This window comes from Haemophilus paracuniculus (assembly GCF_002015115.1).
Taxonomy (GTDB): domain Bacteria; phylum Pseudomonadota; class Gammaproteobacteria; order Enterobacterales; family Pasteurellaceae; genus Haemophilus_E; species Haemophilus_E paracuniculus.
The window spans coordinates 92,085-110,315 of the sequence record NZ_MUYA01000001.1 but is presented as its reverse complement, the minus strand read 5'-3'; the positions used below and the strand labels follow the sequence as shown (position 1 = coordinate 110,315).

The window sequence follows — 18,231 nt, the reverse complement described above, 5'->3', positions numbered from 1 at the left end:
GAAAAAATGGTTATTTTTATTTATGCTCCATCCTTTTATACCAATAGTGGTGGAAGGATTGTTCTACATCGATTATGTCATTTAATCAATGAGGTTACTTCGCATTCTGCTTTTTTATTTCCCTATGAAGATTTTGATAATTTTGTGATAAATAGGGATTGGAATACACCAATTGTTACGGATAATATCTGGCAAGCAAGCAAGCAAGCAAGCAAGCAAGCAAGCAAGCAAGCAAGCAAGCAAGCAAGCAAGCAAGCAAGTTTGTAGTAGTTTATCCAGAAATTATTGATGGAAACCCGCTTGGCTTAGATAATGTCGTTCGTTGGTTATTACATCAACCAGGATTTCACACGGGGCGTATTAATTACGGACAAAATGAGCTTTATTTTAAATTCAATTCTGCGATTCGAGATTTTCATTGGGAAGGATCTGAATTATCTAAAAAAGAATTAAAGGTTATTTATTACTTTACTCATTATTATTATTCAGATGATATAACTACTCGTGATATTGAATGTTGTTATATGGTTCGTAAAGGAACGAATAAACCTTTTATTCATCCCGAAAATAGCATTTGTGTCGATAATTTATCTCACGAACAAATTGCGACTATTTTTCGCTGTTCAAAACGTTTTATTTGCTATGATGATTACACTGCATATTCTATTTTTGCGATATTGTGTGGTTGTGAATCTATTGTTGTTCCTGCTGAAGGCGTACCAATTGAGCAGTGGTATCCTGATGAGAAGGATCGATATGGTATTGCTTATGGTCTTAATGACGCTCAATTAGATTGGGCGAGAGAGACTCGACATAATGTTATAGAGAGAATTGAATCAGAGCATAAAAAGTCGGAAGAAAACGTGAAAGAGTTTATTAAAGAGCTTGAACGTTATTTTTTTAATTTATCGTAATTTCTTATTAAGCCAAGGATAAACTAATGATTCCATTTAACAAACCGCCCGTTGTTGGCACAGAAATCGGTTATATGCAACAAGCTCTCGCCAGCGGTAAACTTTGTGGCGACGGCTTCTACACCAAACAATGCGAAAAATGGTTTGAGCAACGCTTTGACACGAAAAAAGCCCTGCTCACCCCCTCTTGCACCGCGTCCCTCGAAATGGCGGCGATTTTGCTCAATATTCAAGCAGGCGATGAAGTGATTATGCCGAGCTACACTTTCGTTTCTACCGCCAATGCCTTTGCGTTACGAGGGGCGAAAATTGTGTTTGTCGATGTCCGCCCCGATACGATGAACATTGACGAACGCAAAATCGAAGCGGCGATCACGCCGAAAACCAAGGCGATCGTGCCTGTTCACTATGCAGGCGTGGCGTGCGAAATGGACACCATTATGGCGTTGGCGGAAAAATACCGCTTGTGGGTGGTGGAAGATGCAGCACAGGGCGTGATGGCGAGCTACAAAGGGCGAGCCTTGGGCACGATTGGGCATATTGGCTGTTTTAGTTTCCACGAAACCAAAAATTACAGCTCGGGTGGCGAGGGCGGTGCGACCTTAATAAATGCTCCGAAATTAGTCGAACGTGCTGAGATTATCCGCGAAAAAGGCACGAACCGTAGCCAATTTTTCCGTGGACAGGTGGATAAATACACTTGGCGAGATATTGGCTCGAGCTTTTTGATGTCGGATCTGCAAGCGGCTTACCTTTACGCCCAATTAGAAGCAGCGGATCAGATCAACGCCGTTCGTCTTGGCATCTGGCAACGTTATTTTGACGCTTTCCAACCCCTTGCCGAGCAAGGTTTAGTGGCGTTACCGCAAATCCCGAGCGACTGCACCCACAACGCCCATATGTTCTACCTCAAACTGCACGATGTGGCACAACGCACCCAATTTATCGACCACCTCAAAGCCCACGACATTTTGGCGGTGTTCCACTATATTCCGCTACACAGTAGCCCTGCTGGGCGGAAATTTGGCGAATTTTCGGGCGAGGACGCATTTACCACAACTGAAAGCGAGCGATTGGTGCGTCTGCCGTTGTTCTACAATATGGACGAGAACGAACTTAATTTCGTGATCGAAACCGCATTATCTTTCTTCCAATGAAAAAATCCTTAGCAGGCACCGCCGTCTGGACGGCACTTTCCACGGCGATCAAAATCGCCGTGGGCTTATTGTTGATGAAACTGTTCACCCTGCAATTCGGCTCGCAAGGGCTGGGGCAAGCCGCCAACTTTATGACCTTGCTCACCGTGTTGGGGGCGTTCGCTGGGGCGGGCATTTTCAACGGCGTTACCAAATATGTGGCAGAATTTGAAAAAAATCCGCCGCAACTGACCGCTTTATTCGCCACTTCGGGGGCGATTGTGGTCGGTTTTTCCGCCCTGTTAGCGGTCGGATTTTGGCTTTTTTCCGCCCCAATCAGCCAATGGCTATTCTATTCCGCTGACTTTCAAAATGTGGTGATCGCCACGGGCTTTTGCCAATTTGGAATTGCGTTGAGCAACTACGCCCTCGCTATTTTGAAAGGCTACCGCCACGCCAAAGGCACGGCAATCAGCACCATTGTCGGCGTGCTGCTCGGCTTGGTCGCCTTCTTGATTTCCCTCTACGGCTTTGGCTATCAAGGGGCGTTAATCGGCTTGGCGATAATGCCCGCTCTCACAGTTTTCCCTGCGTTTTTCTTCCTCAAACGCCAACTGCAAGGGGTAGGATTTTTGCCAAATCTTGCAAAATTTAGCCCCGATCTGACCGCTAAATTACTCAAATTTAGCCTAATGGTGCTAATCACCGCGATTACTTTGCCTGTCGGCTATGTGCTGTTGCGAGATCTGCTAATGGCGAATTATTCTTTGGAAGCGGTGGGATTATGGCAGGCGATGAGCAAAATTTCCGACGCCTATTTGCAATTTATCACCGCGGCATTTTCGGTCTATTTGTTGCCAACTTTCGCGAAATTAACGGAAAAATCGGCGATCAAGCAGGAATTAGTCAAATTCCTCAGAATTGTCGCCGTTGCTGTGATCGCGGTAAGCCTCACCATCTTCGCCCTCAAAAAATGGATCATTTTACTGCTTTATTCGGAACACTTCCTCGCAATGGCAGATCTGTTCCAGTGGCAACTTATCGGCGACATTTTCAAAGTGCTTGCCTACATCTTCGGCTACCTCATCGTGGCAAAATCCGCCCTCAAACTCTACATTCTGGCGGAAGTCCTACAATTTTCCCTCTTGGTCGGCTTCGGCTACTGGCTAATCCCCACTCACGGTGCAATCGGCGCAACCCAAGCCTATGCGATTACCTATCTCGTTTATTTTGGGGTTTGTGTCGTGGGGGCGTTGAGGTTTTTTGGTAGATAATGTTTGGGATTGGTAGCGGTAGGATTCGCAGTAGAAATTTTTAGAAATCCTACCCCTTGTTTTTGGGACACGAGCATCGTGTCCCTACCGTAGGGACGCCAAGCTGGCGTCCTTTCGCATTTCTTTTGGTTTAATTATTTCGCCAACAAATAAGCTCTCAACATCGCAAAATCATTCGCCATTACGTCAGATAACAGCGGTAGTTTGTTGTGTTTGTCGAGGGCTTCTGGCAGAGGCAGTTCAATGTCTAAAATTCGTTCGACACTCTCTTTGAATTTTGCTGGGTGGGCGGTGCAGAGGAAGATGCCCGTTTCGCCTGCTTGTAGTTGATCTTTCAACACTTGGTAAGCGATTGCCCCGTGTGGTTCGCAGAGATAGCCTTCGGCGTATTGGGCTTTGAGGGCTTGTTCCGTTTCCTCATCGTTGAGGGCGTCAGAGCCTAAATCCGCTAAGTTCCAGCCGTTGCGTTTGAATAATTCTTCTACACGAGGCCAGTTGTTCGGACGGCTTACGTCCATTGCGTTAGAGAGGGTTGCCACCGTTGGGTTTGGCGACCATTCGCCTGAACGCAGGTAGCGAGGCACGGTGTCGTTGGCGTTGGTTGAAGCGATAAAGCGTTTGATCGGTAAGCCGAGAGTTTTGGCAATCAAGCCTGCGGTGAGGTTGCCGAAGTTACCGCTTGGCACGGAAACCACCACGTTATCGCGTTTTTCTTTCGGCAGTTGTGCCACCGCTTCAAAGTAGTAGCAGATTTGAGCCAGCAAACGGCTGATGTTGATCGAGTTAGCCGAGTTCAAACCGATTGCCTCACGCAATTCCGCATCGTCAAAGGCTTGTTTCACAAGGGCTTGGCAGGCATCAAAGTCCGCTTCAATCGCCACGGTGCGAATGTTGCAACCGAGGGTGCAGAATAATTTTTCTTGTAGTGGGCTGATTTTGCCTTTTGGATACAAAATCACCACATTGATGTTTTCTAAACCGTAGAATGCGTGAGCTACTGCCGCCCCCGTGTCGCCAGAGGTGGCGGTTAAAATGGTGATTTTGCCATCGCCACGCACCGAAGCGAGGGCTTGTGCCATAAAGCGTCCGCCAAAATCTTTAAAGGCGAGGGTTGGGCCGTGAAAGAGTTCGAGGGCGTAAATATCATCATTCACTTTGGCGAGTGGGGCTGGGAAAGTAAACGCATTTTTGACCATTGCGTTGAGGGTGTCGGCTGGGATTTCTTCGCCGATAATTGCCGAGAGGATTTTTTGGCTACGTTCCACCAATGGCATTGCTAATAATTCGTCAATGTTGCCTAATTGTGGAATGATTTCAGGGAAAAATAACCCCTGATCTTTACCCAAACCTTGACGCACGGCTTGGGCGAAATTCACTTGTTCTTCGGGGTGTTTGATGTTGTAAAGATTCATTGTTTGTCCTTTTTTATTATCTGGAAAAGTCGAGAAAGATGTGCTGAATTGTAGCCATTCGAAGGGCGGTAGTAAATCGGAAAGCGTAAAATAATCTGGAATTATTTACTGATTTTGGCGTATGATCCATTCGCCTCTCACGATGATGGGGGGCGTTTGTTCTATTCAGGTTGAATGTGCAAGGAAAATTTATGTCAAATCAAACTCTCTCAACTTCTTCTCAATCTTTTGCGTGGTGGAAACCCGTTCTTTTCTTTACTGTGTTAGCCGTGGGGCTTTATTGGGTCAAATGGCAACCCTACTATTTCAAAACCTTTACCGCCCTTGAAACCCAAAGCATTGGCAAATCGCTTCTGGCGGATCAATTTTCTAGTCCGTGGCAGGCAATGTGGCAATATACCCAAGTCTATTTTCTGGCGATTTGGAAAGCGGCTTTGCTCGGCGTGGTGCTTGGCTCGCTGATGAGCGTGCTGTTGCCGAAAGATTGGTTTATTCGTTATTTGAGCCAAACCAAATTCGGCTCAATTTTTCTCGGCACGGCGATTTCTTTGCCTGGTATGATGTGTACCTGCTGTGCCGCACCCGTGGCGGTGGGAATGCGGAAAAATCACGCATCAATCGGGGCAACGGTGGCGTTTTGGCTTGCTAATCCGTTGTTGAACCCTGCCACCCTGATTTTTATGGCGATTGTGTTAGGGCTGGAATTTAGCCTGTTGCGATTGGCGATGGGCATTGTAATGGTGTTATCCATTGCTTACCTCGTGCAACGGGATCGCACCAACCTTGATGTGGCAAAAATTGAAGCCAAAACTACGTTACTTCAACAGATGCAAGGGGTAGGATACGGCAATTTTTTTGCAAACTGGTGGCGGGCGTTATCGGCGTTGTTGATCAGCTCAGTCCCTGTTTATGTTATCACTGTGTTAGCATTAAGTTTTGCGAGGGTGTGGCTATTTCCGCATAGCGAGGGGGCGATCGGCGATGGCTTCGGCTGGGTGCTGTTTTTGGCGTTGGTGGGAATGTTATTCGTGATCCCAACTGCGGCAGAAATCCCGATTGTGCAAACGCTAATGGGCTTTGGTATGGGGATCTCGCCCGCCTTTGCCTTGTTGATGACCTTACCTACGGTCAGCTTGCCCTCGTTATTGATGATGAAAAGCGTACTATCCACCCGAAGTTTGCTGATGATCGCCACTGCGGTAAGCGGATTTGGGGTGCTAACCGCCTTGATTGCTAAACTGATTTTTTAACCAAAATGAACCCTTTACTCAAAAAACTCAACGCCGAGTGGCTGTCGGAAAATATTATTAAAACCCTGCCGATTTTTATCACGATCAACCTTGTGGCGGTGGCGATTTGGCAACTGCAAATTTCCCACCTTGCGATGCCGTTGGTGCTGGGCGTGATTGCGGGCGGTTTGGTCGATTTGGATAACAGCCTCACGGGGCGGTTGAAAAATCTGCTGGTAAGCCTTGTTGCCTTTGCGATTTCTTCGGCAACGGCACAACTGAGTTTAGGGTTCGGCTGGCTGTTTATCCCTTGTGCAATGATTAGCACCTTTGTGCTAGTAATGCTCGGGGCAATCGGGCAGCGTTACAGCACCATTGCGTTCGGTACGCTGGTGGTGGCGGTTTATTCAGCGTTGGCTTACACCCCCGAAAGCAGTTGGATCGCCAATAGCCTAATGATTTTGGCGGGTTCGGCACTTTATGGCGTAATGGCAATGGTGGTGCATTTATGTTTTCCGAACCGCTTGGTGCAAGAAAATCTGGCAAGATCTTACCAAGCCCTAGGGGATTATCTGTTTGCCAAAGCGGAATTTTTTGACCCTGATGATGATAATCTTTCCGCCAAACAACTCGGGCTGGCAAGGGCGAATAATCAGCTAATGCAAGCCTTTGACCAAACCCGCGTTTCACTTTTCTACCGCTTGCGAGGGCAGCATCGCCACGCTCGCACTCAACGTCTGCTGCGTTACTACTTTACCGCCCAAGATATTTTGGAACGGGCGAGTTCCAGCCATTATCAATATCACGAACTGTTTCAGCAACTCGGCAACAGCGATTTGATGTTCCGCTTTCAGCGAGTGTTGGAACGGCAAGCGGCGGCTTGTCAGCAAATCGCCCATAGTTTACGCCAACGGGAAAGTTATCAGCATAGCCCCCGTGGCGAAAAAGCCTTGCAGGGCTTGCTAGCTTCGTTGGATTATCATCGTCAGCAAGGATTGAAAAAAGCCCACCGTTGGCAGCGAATTGCCGAAAATTTACGCAATATCGAAGCCCAATTAGGGCAGATTGAGCAGGAAAATTCCCCGCTGGCACAGGCTCAAAATTTGACGGAATCTACCCGCTTGTCGGGGGAAAATGTGGTGGGGCTAGGCAATATGTGGCAGGCGATTCGCTCGCAATGCACCTTTTCTTCCCAACTATTTCGCCACGCGGTGCGGTTGTCGCTGGTGGTAATGGCGTGTAGTTTGATCGTTGAGCTGTTTAATTTAGATAGCAAAGGCTACTGGATTTTGCTCACTGCCGTGTTTGTGTGCCAACCGAACTATTCCGCCACTAAAAAACGGCTGGTGCAACGGGTGATCGGCACCTTGCTCGGCGTGCTAGTAGGGCTGTCGTTACAGTATTTCTCGCCAAGTTTAGAGGCTCAGCTCGGCTTGCTGGTGCTGACGGGCAGTCTTTACACTTTCTTCCGTTTCAGCAATTACGGTTTTTCCACCTTTTTTATTACGCTGTTGGTGCTGATTAGCCTTGATGTGATTGGGCTGGGGGCGAATAGCGGAATGATGCCTCGCATTATTGATACGCTACTCGGCACGGCGATTGCGTGGGCGGCTGTGTCGTTTTTGTGGTCGGATTGGAAATACCTCAATCTGCACCAAAATCTGAAAAACACCCTGCTGGCGAGTAGCCGTTATTTGCGTCATATCGTGGTGCAGATTCAGTTTGGCTATCACGACCAGTTGCCTTATCGGATTGCACGGCGTGATGTTTACAATCATCTTTCCGCCCTCAGTGCCGTGATCACCAATATGCACAACGAGCCGAAAAAATATCGCCACGCCCTCACGTTCGCCCCAAATTTGCTCGGCATCACTTACACCTTGCTTGGTTACATTTCGGCGTTGGGGGCGTATCGGATCGAAAGCAAATCCCTCAACCAAGAATTTGAATTTACTTCATTCTTCTTTGGTGAGGGCAAAAAAGTGGCGGATTTAATCGGCGAAATCGCCCTTAACAAGGGGGCAGATTCTGCATTTTTTACCCAATTAGCCGAGATTGAGCAACGGCTCACTCAATTTGAAAACGAACAAACATTGAGCGAAAAAGCGTTAGTATTATTGCAACAGCTACGTTTGATCGTGCAACTGCTGCCGCAATTACGCCAAAATGTGGGGTTGGAAAATACTGATCCGCAAATGTAAATTTCTTGTGCAAATCTTGTAAAAAGCGGTAAGATAAGCGTAAATTTTCGCTTCACTTTTAAACAATCGACTTTCCGCAAGGGGGCAGAATGAGTATCAGATCGCAATCAGATATTACGTTAATTGGTGCAGGAATTATGAGCGGCACGTTAGGGGCTTTGCTCAAAGAATTAGACGGCGGAAAGAGCATTCGAGTGTTTGAAAAGCTTGCCGCCGTGGGGCTGGAAAGTTCGAACGAGTGGAACAACGCTGGCACAGGCCACGCCGCCCTTTGCGAACTCAACTACACCGAGCAACAAGCGGACGGTTCGGTGGCGATTGAGCGGGCGATTGGCGTGAACGAAAAATTTCAAACTTCTTTACAATTCTGGTCTTATCTGGTCGAGCAGGGGCGAATTGCCGAACCGCAACAGTTTATCCGCCCGATTCCTCACATCAGTTTCGTGCAGGGCGAAGCCGATATTCAATTCCTCAAAAAACGGTTTGAAGCCCTCTCAAATTGCCATTTGTTTGATGGAATGGTGTTTAGCCAAGATCACGATCAACTGCATCAATGGATTCCGTTGATGATGGAAGATCGCCAGCCCGATGAGCAACTCGCCGCCACCTACCTTGCGGACGGCACGGACGTCAATTTTGGGGCTTTGACCCGCAAACTGTTCACCTATCTCGCCGACAACGGGGCGGAAATTTCGACCAATCATTCCGTTACCGCTTTTCAAAAAACCGCCGAAGGTTGGGAATTAACCGTTACCGATCTCGCCACCAATCAAACGATTAAACATCACACCAAATTTGTGTTTATCGGTTGCGGCGGGGCGAGCCTGCATTTACTGCAAAAAACCGATATTCCTGAAAGCAAACATATTGGCGGTTTCCCCGTAAGCGGTCTGTTTATGGTGTGCAAAAATCCCGATGTGATCGCCAAACATCACGCCAAAGTTTACGGCAAGGCGAAATTGGGCGCGCCGCCGATGTCCGTGCCGCACCTCGATACCCGTGTGATCAACGGCGAAAAAACCTTATTGTTCGGACCTTTCGCAGGATTTACCTCAAAATTCTTGAAAGAGGGATCGGTGTTTGATCTGCTTACCTCAATCAAACCGAACAACTTTACCACCGTTAGCCTTGCTGGGATCAAAAACCTACCCCTTGCCCACTACCTTGTGAAGCAAGTAATGCTCACCAAAGAAGAGCGAATGGCGGAACTGCGAGAGTTTTTCCCGAACGCCAAAGATGAAGATTGGGAATTGCTGATCGCAGGGCAGCGGGTGCAGATCGTGAAAGATACCCCACAAGAAAAAGGCTTGCTCTGCTTTGGCACGGAAGTGATTAGCTCACAAGACGGCTCAATCGCCGCCCTGCTTGGGGCTTCCCCAGGGGCGTCTGTTTCCGTTGATGTGATGTTGAACGTGGTGCAAAAATGTTTCCTCAACCAACGCCCCGAGTGGGCGGCGAAACTTGCCGAAATCATTCCCTCTTTCGGCAAAGCCTTACGCAACGAACCTGCACTTTTTGCACAAATTAAACAGCAAACCCAACGCAGTTTAATGCTAAAATAGCCACACTATTTTTATAACCCTTTTTACAAGCGGTCGGATTGCAAAATTTTTCCCAATCCGACCGCTTGCTTACCTTATGGAAAACCAATGAATCAGCTTGACTTAACCGAACAAATTTTAGCCGCGGTGCGACAAGAAGTCGTGCCTGCCCTCGGCTGTACCGAACCGATTTCCCTCGCCCTTGCCTCGGCGATTGCTCGCCAGCATTTGGGCGGATTACCCGAGCGAATTGAGGCGAAAGTGTCGCCGAATTTGATGAAAAACGGAATGGGCGTTACCGTCCCAGGCACGGGAACGGTGGGCTTGCCAATGGCGGCGGCGATTGGGGCGATTGCGGGTAACCCCGAAGCGGGCTTGGAAGTGTTGAAAAATCTGACGGACGAGCAGGTCGCCCACGCCAAAATGATGTTGAGCGAGCAGAGAGTGAGCGTGTCAATTTTTGAAACGGAACACATTTTGTATTCCGAAGCCAGCCTGTTTTTGGGACAGGATTGCGTGCGGGTGCGGATCGCAGGGCATCACACCAACGTGATCTACATCGAGAAAAACGGCACGACCTTATTCAGCAAGCCTTGTGCGGTGCAAGCGGATAGTTTGAGCGAAATTTTTGCGGATCTGTCGGCGAAGCAGATTTTTGATTTCGCAATGGCGGTGGATCTCGACCAGATCCGCTTTATCGGCGAGGCGGCGGAACTCAATTCTGCGTTGTCCCAAGAAGGCTTGCGAGCCGATTACGGCTTGCACATCGGGCGAACCCTGCAAAAGCAGATTGGATCGGGCTTGATCAGCGATGATCTACTCAATCGGATCGTGATCGAAACCACCGCTGCCTCAGATGCCCGAATGGGCGGGGCGAGCCTGCCAGCGATGAGTAATTCGGGATCGGGCAATCAAGGCATCGCCGCCACAATGCCCGTGGTGGTGGTCGCTCGCCATTTGAACGTGAGCGAAGAACAGCGGATTCGAGCATTATTCCTTGCTCATTTAATGGCGATTTACATTCATAGCAAATTGCCGAAATTGTCCGCCCTCTGTGCCGTTACCACCGCTGCAATGGGTAGTTGTGCAGGCGTGGCGTGGTTGCTGACGGGCAAATTCGACACGATCAGTATGGCGATCAGCAGTATGATCGGCGACATCAGCGGCATTATCTGCGATGGGGCGGCGAATAGCTGTGCGATGAAAGTGTCCACCAGTGTGAGTTCGGGCTATAAATCCGTGTTAATGGCGTTGGACAACACCCAAGTTACGGGCAACGAGGGGATTGTGGAACACAACATCGACCGCTCAATCAACAACCTGTGCAGCATCGCCTCTCGAAGTATGCAATACACCGACCGCCAAGTGATTGAAATTATGGTGAGTAAGCCGAAAGTGTAAAAAAGAAAGGGTAGCCGAGCTACCCTTTTTATTGTTGATTTATAAAGTGATTTTGCCACCAATCTCTTTAAATTTCTCTACGAATGCCGCAATTTTTTGAAGAATGCGTTGCTTGAACGTGAGATACTGCGGATTAAGCGGACTCATTTTCGGCAAAATTTCATTGAGTTCCGTGCCGTTTTCGCTCGCATATTCTCGTTTGAGCGAATTGGAAAGGTAACGCACTGCCGCCTCTTTATTAAGGTTTTCGCTCTCAATTAAAGCGATTGCCTCTTTTTGCTGTTCCTTTTGGGCAAATTTAAAGAAAGCCTCAATCGTATCAGCTTTATTTGAAATTTCATCAAGATTAGTTTGATGAATAAAATCCACGATTAAACTTTCTTTGGCACGATTGCCAATACTTGAACGAATAACACGGCGAATATCTTCAACCAATGCCTCTTTATTTTGAGCTTTTTTATGATGGTCAAAAATTAGGGCTAAAATATAATCGAGGTTAATTTCCTGCGATTTTAATAAATCAACCTCAAACACCACATCGCTCCAATCAATCGGGTTTGGTTGATTATTACCATTTCCTTGATTTTGTCGGCGTTGCCATTCTCGAATATCGTTATAAGTGGAACGATAATCTTGTAAATCTCGCTCACTCGGCACATTGATTGTTTTCATTTTGGCAAGATCATCATCGGTTAAATGATAATTTTGCTTAAACTGTTCAACTTCCTGTGGATTATTTAGGTCAATTTGTTGTAATGTATTTAGATAATTAAATTCATCATAATTCCTTAATACATTTTCGACTTTTAAATATTCGCCAAATAATTTTACAAAGGCTTTTTTATCTTCCTCTTTTTCAATTTTATCTGGCTCAGGATATTTGGTTTGTAATTCTTGCACCAATTCTAAATAACCACGGCGAGCTTCGCCAGTTAAATGATCAACATAGCCCTCCATATATTCTTTATAGCTACGTTCTAATACAACATTTTTGGTATTTTTATCGCCAAATAAGGTAATCGCATTGATGGTATCTTCTTGCAAATCTCGGAATGTAACAATATTTCCAAATGTTTTCGTTGGACATATTCGATTTGTGCGAGAAAAGGCTTGAATCAAGCCGTGATAACGCAAGTTTTTATCCACAAAAAGCGTGTTTAATGTCGGTGCATCAAAGCCCGTTAAAAACATTCCCACCACGATTAGTAAATCAACTTCCTGATTTTTTACTCGTTTTGCTAAATCACGATAATAATTTTGGAATGCTTGACTTTCGGTGCTGTAATTGGTTTTAAAATAGGCGTTATAATCATTGATTGCTAAATTTAAAAACTCTTTTGCCGAACTATTCATCGCCGTTGGTTCAAATGTTTCATCAATAATTTCACCAATCGCATTTTGTTCTTCGTTTGCTGCAAAAGAAAAAATGGTCGCAATTTTTAATGGTTTTTCGCTATCTTGTTGCAACTGTTTAAAACATTCATAATAGGCTTTTGCCGCATCAACACTGCTCACCGCAAACATTGCATTAAAGCCTTTACCTGTTGCGTTCAAGCGGTGCGTTTTTTGATTAAAATGACGCAAAATATATTGGCTGATTTCTTTAATCCGCTCGGGGTGCAATAAGGCTTGTTTATTTTCGCTAGCGGTTAGTTTTTTATCATCTTTTTCCGTTTCAAGGGATTTAAATTTCGGACGAACATCGTTGTAATCTACCTTGAATTTCAATACTTTTTCATCACGAATGGCATCGGTAATCACATAAGTATGCAACTGCGTGCCGAACACGCTGGCGGTGGTTTCTGCCCCGAGTGCGTTTTCAGGAAAAATCGGCGTTCCCGTAAAACCAAATTGGTAGAACTTTTTGAATTTTTTCGTTAAATTTCGTTGGGCTTCGCCAAATTGTGAACGATGACATTCATCAAAAATAAATACCACTTGTTGCTGATAAACAGGCAAATCATTTTCTGATTTAATTAAATTATTTAATTTTTGAATGGTAGTAACGATAATTTTATTATCTTCTTTTTCTAAATTGCGTTTTAAGCCTGCGGTGCTTTCTGAACCATTCACACTATCAGGCGAAAAACGCTGATATTCTTTCATTGTTTGATAATCTAAATCTTTTCTATCCACCACAAAAAAGACTTTATCAATAAAATCTAATTCCGTTGCAAGACGAGCCGATTTAAAACTGGTTAAGGTTTTTCCCGAACCTGTGGTGTGCCAAATATAACCACCACTTTCTACTTTGCTCCAATTTTTTGCCAAAAAAGAACTTTTAATTTTCCATAAAATTCGCTCAGTCGCAGCAATTTGATAGGGACGCATAATTAACAACGTATCGCTCACATCAAAAACACTATAATGCAGTAGCACATTGAGCAAGGTATTTTTTTGGAAAAAAGTAGCGGTAAAATCTTTTAAATCTTTAATTACTTCATTATTTGACCTTGCCCAATTCATTGTAAAATCAAAGCTATTTTTTTCTCGTTTGGTGGTATTGGCAAAATAACGAGTATCCGTGCCATTTGAAATCACAAAAATTTGCAAGAATTTAAATAAAGAATGTTCGCTATTAAAACTCTCTTTACTATAACGATGAATTTGATTAAAGGCTTCTCTAATTGCTACGCCTCGTTTCTTTAATTCAACTTGAATTAAGGGCAAGCCATTCACTAAAATGGTTACATCATAGCGATTCGCGTGCGTACCCGTTTGTTCAAATTGATTGATAACTTGCAGATGATTATTGGCAATATTTTCCTTATCAACTAAATAGATATTTTGAATTCGCCCATTATCAAACACAAAATCATAAATATAATCACGGTGAATTTTACGAGTTTTATCAATAATACTTTCGCTTGCTTTATCTAAATATTCATCAACAAAACGTTGCCATTCGCTATCGGTAAAAGTGGTTTGATTGAGCTTTTGCAACTGCTCACGCACATTTGCCAAAAGTTTGGTTTGTGTATTTAAATCAGGGCGATATTCATACCCCTGACGACTTAAATCCTCAATCAATTCACGTTCTAAATCGCTTTCAGTTTGATAACCTGCCCCTGTTTGGTCGATGGGTGTGTATTTATCTAAAACGATAAAATCATTGGTTTCGGTGATGGGGATTGTATGTGTTGTCATCATTTATCTCACTTCAAAACTTGCTTATCTAGGTTAAAAACTTGCTTAACAAAAAAATATCTTTATTTATCAATGTGTTACAGATTTCTTATTTCCTTGCTTAACACTATCCCAAAATGTCTTAACTTTGCTTAAACCCTAACAGTTGCTCACGATAATACTCATACTGCTTACGCCGTAATTCAATCTCACGCGGTAAACCATTGCTAATGGATTGGGTCAGTGTGTCAAATTTATCCAAAATTTCCACAATTTTTTCTTGCACGGCAAGCGGGGGGATTGGCAATTCTAATTTTTTTAATTCACTGGCATTTAGTGCTGGAATACCAGTAAAGGTGCAAAGCGAATGAATACTCTTTTGGAAATTTAGTAAAATAAAGAAAACGATTATCTAATTGATTCTTATCTTTTACCGTAACTGAATAATTAAGGTTTCCCCTATAATATTTTCCAAGTTGCCAAGTGATCGAGCCAACACCAGCTCCTCGACTTGTAATACCAATAGGATCATTATCTGTATTCCATTCATCTATGTAACCTAATGGTTCTCGTCCACTATTTATAACAGGGTAGATACCTGGATTATTAGAAATTTTCTGCTTACTTACCGCTTGCCCTGTCTTTATAGAAGCCATCTCCCCCAAACTCCTCCAAACAACTTCACCATTCCAATGAGCGGACAAGGCTTTGTAGAGTGGGTGGGCGTTCGGTTCATCATCAAAGGTTAAAAGCTCATTACGATAAAATTCATATTGTTTTTTACGCAATGTGAGTTCAGCTTCCAGCGTAGCTTCCAGCGTAGCTTCCAGCTCGGTGAATTTGTCAAGTATTTTTACAATTTTTTCTTGGATTTCTAGGGGTGGGATTGGAACTGTAAATTTATCGGTATCAGGGGTTGCTATTTGTGGCATTTGCATTTTTGAGCCAATATTTTGGAAATATGGTTCGTTTTGTTTTAAAAAATAATAAATAAACTTAATTAAAACTTGGTCATTTTGGCTGTGATAAGACCACATCTCATTTTTATGCGAAAATGGTTTATCGTAATATTCAAACTCAATAATACCCCTAGATTTTACAATAATAGACGGTTGTTCATTGATGTCCTTAGAAGGAATATCATCAAAATTAACAAATGCAAATGTTTTTCCACCAGCAAAAATCTTCACAGGTGCATCATCTTTGTGTAATTCTTTCATCTGCCCTGCAGTAATTTTTGTACCTTTTGCCCTGACAAGTACATCAGATAGCGGCTTCCATTCCACTTCATAATTTTTAATCAAGTCTAAAATATTTGGTTGGTTCATTCTTGTTCTCTCTTTAAATTATTTGCAAAATTTTGGGTTAATTTAACCGCTTGTTTTGTTGCTTTTTGGTTGTTTGGATTTTTGGTAAGTGTCTTGAATTACTTGCAGATATTCTTTTTCAACCTCTGATAAAGTTTTTGCTTTATATTTTCGATATTCTGATTTGGCTTTTTCTTCTGCTTGATATTTAGACACTGAACCTGAATGATTGAGCAGTTCACGCCCTGCCCCTGCCAAAATACGATCCAAACCGTCGATATAATCCTGCATTCGCATTGGTTTTTCTTCAATGGCATTTAATTCCGCAAAATCAAAATAAGCCGAAACCAAATTATTTAATACTTTTAATTCTTGTTCGCTTAAATAATTTTTAGCAATCATTGCCTCTGCTTGGGTGGGTTGCACACCTTTAAAACTACTTAACCCTGCAAAAGGCTTATTGCTATCCACTCTCAAATAAATCACTTCGCTTGCGGTATGCCCGTGGGCAGCATAATGTAATTTATTTTGTACAATTTTAAAAAATGTTAGGCTGGCTTCACTTTTTGGATCGTAGTCGGTGGCAGTGGCATATAAATCAAGCACCTGCCGATACATTACTTTTTCGCTGGAACGAATATCGCGAATACGATCAAGTAGTTCTTTGAAATAATTGCCACCGCCCAAGCCTTTGAGCCGTTCATCGTCCATTGCAAAACCTTTTTTAAGGTATTCCTTTAAAATGCGGTTTGCCCATTGGCGAAATTGCGTGCCTCGCAGTGATTTTACTCGGTAACCTACCGAGATGATGACATCAAGATTAAAATATTCAACCTGATAGGTTTTGCTATCGCTAGCAGTTGTTGCAATTTTTGCAACAACTGAATTTCGCTGTAATTCCCTTTCCGAGAAAACCTTATTGATATGCCGTGAGATAGTCGATTTATCACGATCAAATAACTCTGCCATTTGATCCAATGATAGCCAAACGGTATCGCCATCAAATTGCACATTGACCGATACATTGCCATCGTCAGAATTAAAAATAACGATATTTTTCATCTCGTTTGGCATTTTTACACTCCCTCAATCTCCCCCACAATCGCATCAATATCTGCTCGCAAGCGGTCAATTTTGGCAACGGTTTGGCGAATTTCGGCATTGAGTTCGCTGATGTTGATTTGCTCGCGGGTGTCTTTGGGGTCAATATATTGATTCACGGAAAGATCGTAATTCTTTTCCGCAATTGCGGTCTGCTCAACCATTTTGACTTGATGAGGCACATCTTTTTTCTCGGCAAATAAAGTGAGAATTTGAGCGATATGGTCATCAGTCAGCACATTATTGTTGGTTTCTTTTTTGAAAAACTCACTGGCATCAATAAATTGAATTTGCGTATCCGATTTATTTTTTGCCAGCACCAAAATGTTTACTGCAATTGGAGTGCCGAAAAATAGATTTGGGGCAAGAGAAATTACCGTTTCCACAAAATTATTTTCAACCAAATATTGACGGATTTTTTGTTCAGCACCGCCTCGGTAAAAAATGCCTGGGAAAGTTACAATCGCAGCACGTCCTTTGGCAGACAAATAATGCAATGCGTGTAAAATAAAGGCGAAATCTGCTTTGGATTTTGGGGCAAGCACGCCAGCAGGGGCAAAACGATCATCGTTGATTAAGGTTGGATCGCCATCGCCCACCCATTTGATCGAATAAGGCGGATTGGAAACAATCGCATCAAAAGGTTTATCATTTTGTAATTGAGGATTTAATAAGGTGTCGCCTAATTCAATATGGAATTTGTCATAGTTAATATTATGCAAAAACATATTCATTCGAGCGAGGTTATAGGTGGTGTGATTGATTTCCTGACCGAAAAAGCCTTCTTCGATAATATGTTCATTAAATGGTTTTTTGGCTTGTAATAATAATGAACCTGAGCCACAAGCAGGATCGTAAATTTTATTAACGCTACTTTTGCCGTGTAATGCAAGTTGAGCAATCAATTTAGACACATTTTGAGGGGTAAAAAACTCGCCACCTGATTTGCCTGCATTTGCTGCGTAATTAGAAATTAAAAATTCATAGGCATCACCGAAAAGGTCGATTTGATTCTCTTCAAATTTACCAAAATCTAATTCTGCCACGCCTTTTAATACGGCGGCGAGACGTTTATTTTTATCTTCAACGGTATTCCCCAAACGAGAACTACGCGTATCAAAATCAGCAAATAAGCCTTTGATGTCATTTTCAGACGCATAACCCTGTGCCGAATTTTCAATCGCATCAAAAATATCTTTAAGCTCAATATTTAAATTACGATTTGTTTCGGCATTTTTTGCCACATTTTTAAATAATTGGCTCGGATAAATAAAATAGCCTTTGGTTTTAATCGTGTCGTCTTTAATTTGTTCTAAAATGGGATTGTTATCATCAAAATCCGCATAATTTACACTTTCATCGCCAGCCTCAATATAATTACTGAAATTTTCGCTGATGAAACGGTAGAACAGTGTGCCTAATATATATTGTTTAAAATCCCAACCATCAACCGAACCTCGCACATCGTTTGCGATCTGCCAAATTTTGCGTTGTAACTCTGCACGTTGCTGAATACTTGTTGTCATCATTAACCTCAATGCTGTTTATTTATCTAAAAAATTAGCCGTATTCTACTGATTTCGACAGGC

12 protein-coding genes and 1 pseudogene are annotated in these 18,231 nt (G+C 43.6%); 8 read left to right on the top strand and 5 right to left on the bottom strand.

Annotated elements, in window-relative coordinates; all coding sequences use genetic code 11:
- Window positions 1–6: 6 nt before the first annotated feature.
- From B0187_RS10125 to wzxE, 4 genes are all read left to right on the top strand, one after another.
- Window positions 7–267, top strand: a complete 261-nt coding sequence (locus B0187_RS10125) for a hypothetical protein (RefSeq protein WP_143413735.1) — start codon at window positions 7–9, stop codon at window positions 265–267.
- Window positions 268–524: 257 nt separating this feature from the next.
- Window positions 525–914, top strand: coding sequence for a hypothetical protein (locus tag B0187_RS10120; RefSeq protein ID WP_143413734.1), 390 nt, complete (start codon window positions 525–527; stop codon window positions 912–914).
- Window positions 915–940: 26 nt separating this feature from the next.
- Entirely contained in the window at window positions 941–2,071 is a 1,131-nt protein-coding gene (gene rffA / locus B0187_RS00535) for a dTDP-4-amino-4,6-dideoxygalactose transaminase (RefSeq protein ID WP_078235748.1), read from the top strand.
- Entirely contained in the window at window positions 2,068–3,324 is a 1,257-nt protein-coding gene (gene wzxE / locus B0187_RS00530; RefSeq protein WP_078235746.1) for a lipid III flippase WzxE, read from the top strand. Before rffA ends, wzxE begins: the two co-directional genes overlap by 4 nt.
- A gap of 134 nt (window positions 3,325–3,458) precedes the next feature.
- Here the strand turns inward: wzxE and thrC are convergent, their stop codons facing one another.
- Entirely contained in the window at window positions 3,459–4,736 is a 1,278-nt protein-coding gene (thrC, locus tag B0187_RS00525; protein ID WP_078235744.1) for a threonine synthase, read from the bottom strand.
- Between the two features lie 191 nt (window positions 4,737–4,927).
- Here thrC and B0187_RS00520 point away from each other — a divergent pair, with 191 nt between their 5' ends.
- The 4 genes from B0187_RS00520 to B0187_RS00505 all read left to right on the top strand — a co-directional run bounded on the left by B0187_RS00520 (window position 4,928) and on the right by B0187_RS00505 (window position 11,108).
- On the top strand, window positions 4,928–5,986 hold the full coding sequence (locus B0187_RS00520; RefSeq protein WP_078235742.1) for a permease: 1,059 nt from the start codon (window positions 4,928–4,930) through the stop codon (window positions 5,984–5,986).
- A 5-nt stretch (window positions 5,987–5,991) separates the two neighbouring features.
- Window positions 5,992–8,166, top strand: a complete 2,175-nt coding sequence (gene yccS / locus B0187_RS00515) for a YccS family putative transporter (protein WP_078235740.1) — start codon at window positions 5,992–5,994, stop codon at window positions 8,164–8,166.
- Between the two features lie 89 nt (window positions 8,167–8,255).
- The gene (gene mqo, locus B0187_RS00510) at window positions 8,256–9,728 is read left to right on the top strand and encodes a malate dehydrogenase (quinone) (RefSeq protein WP_078235737.1); all 1,473 of its coding nucleotides are present in this window, start codon (window positions 8,256–8,258) and stop codon (window positions 9,726–9,728) included.
- Between the two features lie 87 nt (window positions 9,729–9,815).
- On the top strand, window positions 9,816–11,108 hold the full coding sequence (locus tag B0187_RS00505) for an L-cysteine desulfidase family protein (protein ID WP_078235735.1): 1,293 nt from the start codon (window positions 9,816–9,818) through the stop codon (window positions 11,106–11,108).
- A 39-nt stretch (window positions 11,109–11,147) separates the two neighbouring features.
- Here B0187_RS00505 and B0187_RS00500 read toward each other — a convergent pair whose 3' ends face one another.
- From B0187_RS00500 to B0187_RS00480, 4 genes and pseudogenes are all read right to left on the bottom strand, one after another.
- Window positions 11,148–14,255, bottom strand: a complete 3,108-nt coding sequence (locus B0187_RS00500; protein ID WP_078235732.1) for a type I restriction endonuclease subunit R — start codon at window positions 14,253–14,255, stop codon at window positions 11,148–11,150.
- A 127-nt stretch (window positions 14,256–14,382) separates the two neighbouring features.
- A pseudogene (locus tag B0187_RS00490) lies at window positions 14,383–15,562 on the bottom strand (restriction endonuclease subunit S); the annotation flags it as partial.
- Window positions 15,563–15,604: 42 nt separating this feature from the next.
- Window positions 15,605–16,615, bottom strand: a complete 1,011-nt coding sequence (locus tag B0187_RS00485) for a virulence RhuM family protein (RefSeq protein ID WP_078235726.1) — start codon at window positions 16,613–16,615, stop codon at window positions 15,605–15,607.
- 2 nt (window positions 16,616–16,617) lie between these two features.
- Complete coding sequence (locus B0187_RS00480; protein WP_078235722.1) at window positions 16,618–18,168, bottom strand: type I restriction-modification system subunit M; 1,551 nt, start codon at window positions 18,166–18,168, stop codon at window positions 16,618–16,620.
- Window positions 18,169–18,231: the final 63 nt, after the last annotated feature.

What these genes read in the sequence shown, in the direction of transcription:
- wzxE (WP_078235746.1), top strand. Translation starts at nt 2,068, where the DNA reads ATGAAAAAATCCTTAGCAGGCACCGCCGTCTGGACGGCACTTTCCACG.
- mqo (WP_078235737.1), top strand. Translation starts at nt 8,256, where the DNA reads ATGAGTATCAGATCGCAATCAGATATTACGTTAATTGGTGCAGGAATT.
- B0187_RS00520 (WP_078235742.1), top strand. Translation starts at nt 4,928, where the DNA reads ATGTCAAATCAAACTCTCTCAACTTCTTCTCAATCTTTTGCGTGGTGG.
- B0187_RS00500 (WP_078235732.1), bottom strand. Translation starts at nt 14,255, where the DNA reads ATGACAACACATACAATCCCCATCACCGAAACCAATGATTTTATCGTT.
- B0187_RS10120 (WP_143413734.1), top strand. Translation starts at nt 525, where the DNA reads ATGGTTCGTAAAGGAACGAATAAACCTTTTATTCATCCCGAAAATAGC.
- rffA (WP_078235748.1), top strand. Translation starts at nt 941, where the DNA reads ATGATTCCATTTAACAAACCGCCCGTTGTTGGCACAGAAATCGGTTAT.
- B0187_RS00505 (WP_078235735.1), top strand. Translation starts at nt 9,816, where the DNA reads ATGAATCAGCTTGACTTAACCGAACAAATTTTAGCCGCGGTGCGACAA.
- thrC (WP_078235744.1), bottom strand. Translation starts at nt 4,736, where the DNA reads ATGAATCTTTACAACATCAAACACCCCGAAGAACAAGTGAATTTCGCC.
- yccS (WP_078235740.1), top strand. Translation starts at nt 5,992, where the DNA reads ATGAACCCTTTACTCAAAAAACTCAACGCCGAGTGGCTGTCGGAAAAT.
- B0187_RS00485 (WP_078235726.1), bottom strand. Translation starts at nt 16,615, where the DNA reads ATGCCAAACGAGATGAAAAATATCGTTATTTTTAATTCTGACGATGGC.
- B0187_RS00480 (WP_078235722.1), bottom strand. Translation starts at nt 18,168, where the DNA reads ATGACAACAAGTATTCAGCAACGTGCAGAGTTACAACGCAAAATTTGG.
- B0187_RS10125 (WP_143413735.1), top strand. Translation starts at nt 7, where the DNA reads ATGGTTATTTTTATTTATGCTCCATCCTTTTATACCAATAGTGGTGGA.